The sequence below is a fragment of the Paraburkholderia podalyriae genome, from assembly GCF_014397785.1.
GTDB classification, from domain to species: Bacteria; Pseudomonadota; Gammaproteobacteria; order Burkholderiales; family Burkholderiaceae; genus Paraburkholderia; species Paraburkholderia podalyriae.
On the sequence record NZ_VZQQ01000151.1, the window covers coordinates 1 to 4,531 of the forward strand.

Below are 4,531 nucleotides of genomic sequence, written 5' to 3' on the forward strand. Positions count from 1 at the left end.
GCTTGCCCGGTGCCTCGCACTTGCTATCCACAATCTCGGCCACTTTGGTTCCCATCAAAACATTTGGTGGGAACCAAATTACCCCCGTTCACTGCTGCCCGGAGAACGGCCGACGTGAGACGCATACGGATTTATTACACCGAGACCCAGAAAGCGCTGATGTGGGAGCGCTGGCAGAAGGGCGAATCCCTCCAGCGTATTTGCCCAGCTTTTTGACCGGAACCACTCATCGGCACAAGGGATTCTGGCTGAGACGGGCGGAATCCGGCCGCCACAGCGACGCCGCTCCAGATTGGCGTTGACGCTGGCCGAGCGCGAGGAGATATCGCGGGCGCTCGTGTCGGGCGATTCGATCCAGTCAATTGCAAAGCAACTTGCACGGGCCCCCTCCACAGCGACATTTTCCTCGGCTGGTCCAAAGCGCGAATTACGGGTATCGATTTTTACGTGCGACAGTTGCGCGACATGAAGGGCGCATTCGATTTCAGCACCATTAAGGCTGATGATCTCAGCGAATATGCGGTGTCTTGCGGCCACGCCCTTGCCCACGCGATGGCAAAGGCTGGTGATCCCGCGCTCATTTGCGGATACCTCGGCAAGTCCGACGCGTTCGACGAGGCAATCGAGCAATTCGCGCTCGCCTATGCCGAGCAGAACGAGGCTGACTGGCCGGCGTTGAAGGCCGCAGTCAAAGCGGGACGCATCGACGATATGCAAGACAGTTGACCGCCATCTGCTTGTTTGTGTCGGTCCCGCTTCGGTTCGTATGGTGGCAACGCGTGGTCGGCAACGCAATACGCGCCGTCGCGCGAAGCGTGGCATCACGATTTGTTCGTTCCGGATCCACCACCCGCCACCTGCAATGACACCAGTCGTGCGAGCACGATAGCCGGATAAAGTTGGCCAATCAGCGCTTCGAGATTCGAAAGCGATCTCGCCGCGGGCGCGACAGGCGTGATGTCGCCATACCCTACGGTGGTCAATGTGACGAAACTGAAATAAATCCAGATCGAGTGATTCTCTGGGATCTCGCTGTGTGTAGCGCCTGCAAACGCCCCGGGAACGTAGAGGCTGACGAGGTAATATGCGTCAGCCCAAACTACTCCCACCAATATGTAAAGCGCGACAGCTCCGGCGATCCGGTCACGTGTCACCGCGCCCGGGCCGAACACTCTCATTCCAACGACCATGCCAAGCAGCACAAGTGCAAGGAGTGTCGCTTCGTCACGTATCGCCAGCGTGAGGACTGTCGGGAGGAGCCATCCCGCCCAGACCACAACGAGAGCCACGAGGGCGGCCAGCGAGATCAGCGCGAACTCTCCGGATCGATCCGTCGCGGTTATTAGTCCGTTCAGGAGGATCAGCGAGAGAAGCACGTCCTGCAGAATTCGACCGGCCACGCTAGTCGACGCGGTGACGAACGGGACGACGAACACCATCATGACGAAGAGCACAAGAAGCGCGATCATGCTTCCGTGACGCAACGGCGCGGCGCGGTCCCGCCATCGCTGTACGTATGCCATCGCCCCTCCAGTCGAACAGAAGTCCGCGACCGTTTCCCTGCCTGAAGATGAGCACTCGGGTGGACCGCGGTGCGCGAGGAAAGCAAAGAGGGCACCTGTCTATGCGCCGATACACCGATACGCTGATGACTCTTGTCGCCCAGGTCGAGCATCCAGTGTACGTCGCTCCGTTCTGCATTTCTCATTCGTTTAATCTCTAAACAGTTCAGTCTTGACAAATGTGGGGATGACCCGCTTCGATGGACAGCCTTGATCGGAATGTAGAATCACACCATCATGGCGTCGTTGCTGCAACGCCATGTCCAGCGCGCGCAACATCAGTTCGTTGTACAGATGGCGGGACATCGCCCAGCCGATGATGCGACGGCTGAACACATCCAGCACGACCGCCAGATAGAGGAATCCTTCACCCGTGGGTACATAGGTCGCATCTGCGACCCACAGCACGTTTGTCGCGTCGGCACTGAAGTGCCGGCGCACCAGATCAGGCGCGCGCCGGGCGCCTGCGCGTGGCCGTGTGGTGCGCGGCCAGCGCCGCCGGCTTGCCCCGCAGAGACCCGCCATACGCATGAGGTGCGCCACCCGCTTGCGTGCGATGCGCAACTGCTCGCGCGCATCCGCACGCTACATGCAAGCTCGCGCGGCACGTATGGGGCACCGCGTATCCATGCGCAGCTCGCGCGCGAAGGCGTACACGTGGGGCAAGCTCAGGCTATCCGGCGCCACATCGGTGGCCTTGACCTCGATCTCCACCAGCGTGGTGGTGCTGCCTGCCGCCTTGGTGCCCGTGATCGTATAAATAGTGGCGTTGCTGACGGCGGTGGGCGTGCCGGTGATCGCGCCAGTCCGGGAATTCAGGCTCAGGCCGGCAGGCAGCGGAGGCGACACGCTGTATTGCGTGATCGTTCCACCGCTGCTGCTCGGCGTATCAGGCAACGCGTGATCTGCATGAACATGGTCCCGGACAGATTCACTCATTCATGATAGGTCGCGTCGGTCTTGTAATTACCCACACCCATTAGCGGGCCGAGTGTCAAGCGAGCAAGCAATATCATGGCCGCGAGAGTGCGACCAGTTTCTGTTGCTGTGTTCCGATTGCAGAAGCTGAGCGCGCCCGTTTCTTCAGATCATGGCTGCGACGGATCGCGCCACACACCCATCAGGTTCAAGCGAATGGCGAGGTACGTTGCCTGTCGCCCTAGCGGCCATGCCGCCCCAGAAGAACGTTGGTGCCGCAATGCGTCCATGTGGTTGCGCAAATTTGTGGCTACCGACGCGTCGGCGCCAATCGGTGGCTGGTTCGCATTGCGGGCGGTCCGCTTTGACTGCTCATCGGAGGACGGCGGCACGACATCCCATTCAATTTTGTGGGCTGGGGCTCCAGTGGGTAATCGGGGCTTGCCGGCCGCCGTCGTCAGCTCTACGCGAAACAGCGCGTCACATCAAAGGGTTTTCGCTCCTTCAGAATATGGAAGCACGCGCGGGCCAGCTTGTGTGCCAGGGCCTTGCGCGCCAGGACCGGATTGGTCCTGGCTTTCTTGCGCTCATAGAAGCGCTTGGCATCGGCGCAATAGCGCATAGCAAAGTTGGCCGCTTCGATGAATGCCCAGGACAGGTACGGGTTGCCGTTCTTTGTATTGCCTTCACCTTTCTTCCTGCCATTGCTCATGTGCTGGCTGTCTACACAGCGCGCGTAGGACGCGAAGTTACCAGCGCTGCCGAAGCGCTCAATGGAGCCCACCTCCAGCAGAATGACAGTCGCAAGAGTTTGGCCAATTCCCGGCACTGTAACCAGTAATGCATAGTCGGGATCCGGCGCGACCTTTTCATGAAGACGCTTTTCCACGACGTCAATCTGTGAGGAGAGCGTTGTGATGACCGCGACGTTCGCCAGAACCGCGAGTGCCACGTCGTCTGGCAGGTGCATCTGGTCGATCGCTTCTGCGTCCAGCCGCTTGACCTGATTGCTTGTGATTCGCATGCCGAACTGGCGCGCCGTAATGTTCTCAACCGCGAGGATATGGCTGGTGCGGCTGCGTACCAGTTGCATGCGTTTCCTGGCCAGGTCGCGCACGGCACGGTGCTGTGGCGGCAGAACGGTGCCTGTCGGAAGAATCCCCAATCGCAGCAGGTGAGCGAGGTAACGGGCATCGGTCTCATCTCCGCTGTGCTTGAGTCCGTCGTATTTTTTGATCGCCGTGGTGTTGGCCAGATGCACTTTGAAGCCTGCTTCCTGCAGCCCGTCGACAAGCCAGTACCAGTTGTACGTGGATTCGACCACGACGCCAGCCAGCTCTTGCTGCCAGGGTAAAAGAAGCGCCAGAATCTTCGGCAGGTCGTTAGGCAGCCGCTTTTCTGCGACCACCCGGTCCGCTTCGTCGGTCACAGTCACGACGGTGTTGTTCGAATGCAGGTCAATTCCGCTATATTTCATCTCAGCCTCCCTCCGGTTAAAGCAGTTGGCAAACTCACTTTAACCCCGCCGCCTCCACGACGACGGTGGGAGGCCCGCTAGATGATTTTCAATTCTGCTAGCCTGAATGCATTTAGGATTCCTATTTGAATAGATGACAGGAACGGAACGCGCAAAGGATGAATCCTGGCTGAATTGCGAGATTGCGGACAGCGAGTTTCAGGACATCCGGCTTCGCAAGCGGTTTGGAATGCTGCTGGAGCAATTGTGGAAGGGTATGGGACAGACCATTCCACTCGCCTGCCAGGATTGGGCCAATACCAAGGCAGCGTATCGCTTTATGAACAATGATCGCGTCAGTGAGCAGGACATTCTGAGCGGACATTTCCGGACTACTTCACAGCGTTCTTCCACGACCGATGGACCGATTCTTGTACTTCAGGATACCACCACGTTTTCATACGAAAGGGAACATCCCGAACTCATCGGATACGCTGGCAGCGCAATAACTTCCGCCCAGCGGCGAGGCCGGACGAAGCCGAGCCCGCAATGCGGCATCCTGATGCATTCAAGTCTCGCCGTCACAACCGAAGGT

5 protein-coding genes and 3 pseudogenes are annotated in these 4,531 nt (G+C 59.0%); 4 read left to right on the forward strand and 4 right to left on the reverse strand.

The features are described from left to right. Window positions 1-159: 159 nt before the first annotated feature. Window positions 160-394, forward strand: a pseudogene (locus F6X42_RS41730) (helix-turn-helix domain-containing protein); the annotation flags it as partial. Window positions 395-447: 53 nt separating this feature from the next. Further along, window positions 448-726 carry a DUF2252 family protein gene (locus F6X42_RS41735; RefSeq protein WP_312893023.1) on the forward strand — a complete coding sequence of 93 codons (279 nt, stop codon included), beginning with the start codon at window positions 448-450 and terminating at the stop codon, window positions 724-726. A 95-nt stretch (window positions 727-821) separates the two neighbouring features. On the opposite strand, the gene F6X42_RS41740 is transcribed toward F6X42_RS41735, so the two are convergent. Together F6X42_RS41740 and F6X42_RS41745 are read right to left on the reverse strand one after the other, a co-directional pair. Then, on the reverse strand, window positions 822-1,523 hold the full coding sequence (locus F6X42_RS41740; RefSeq protein ID WP_187639598.1) for a potassium channel family protein: 702 nt from the start codon (window positions 1,521-1,523) through the stop codon (window positions 822-824). A gap of 189 nt (window positions 1,524-1,712) precedes the next feature. Beyond that, window positions 1,713-2,093, reverse strand: coding sequence for a DDE-type integrase/transposase/recombinase (locus F6X42_RS41745; RefSeq protein WP_376776529.1), 381 nt, complete (start codon window positions 2,091-2,093; stop codon window positions 1,713-1,715). 24 nt (window positions 2,094-2,117) lie between these two features. On the opposite strand from F6X42_RS41745, the pseudogene F6X42_RS46255 reads away from it, so the two are divergent. Then, window positions 2,118-2,243 (forward strand): annotated as a pseudogene (locus F6X42_RS46255) (IS3 family transposase); the annotation flags it as partial. A 30-nt stretch (window positions 2,244-2,273) separates the two neighbouring features. Here the strand turns inward: F6X42_RS46255 and F6X42_RS46260 are convergent. Together F6X42_RS46260 and F6X42_RS41755 are read right to left on the reverse strand one after the other, a co-directional pair. Continuing rightward, window positions 2,274-2,501: pseudogene (locus F6X42_RS46260) on the reverse strand (putative Ig domain-containing protein); the annotation flags it as partial. A gap of 442 nt (window positions 2,502-2,943) precedes the next feature. Beyond that, entirely contained in the window at window positions 2,944-3,957 is a 1,014-nt protein-coding gene (locus tag F6X42_RS41755; protein WP_187639601.1) for an IS110 family RNA-guided transposase, read from the reverse strand. Window positions 3,958-4,090: 133 nt separating this feature from the next. Between F6X42_RS41755 and F6X42_RS41760 the strand changes: the two genes are divergently transcribed. Continuing rightward, window positions 4,091-4,531 (forward strand): IS4/Tn5 family transposase DNA-binding protein (locus F6X42_RS41760; RefSeq protein WP_187639602.1); only part of this gene is annotated, 441 nt, incomplete at its 3' end.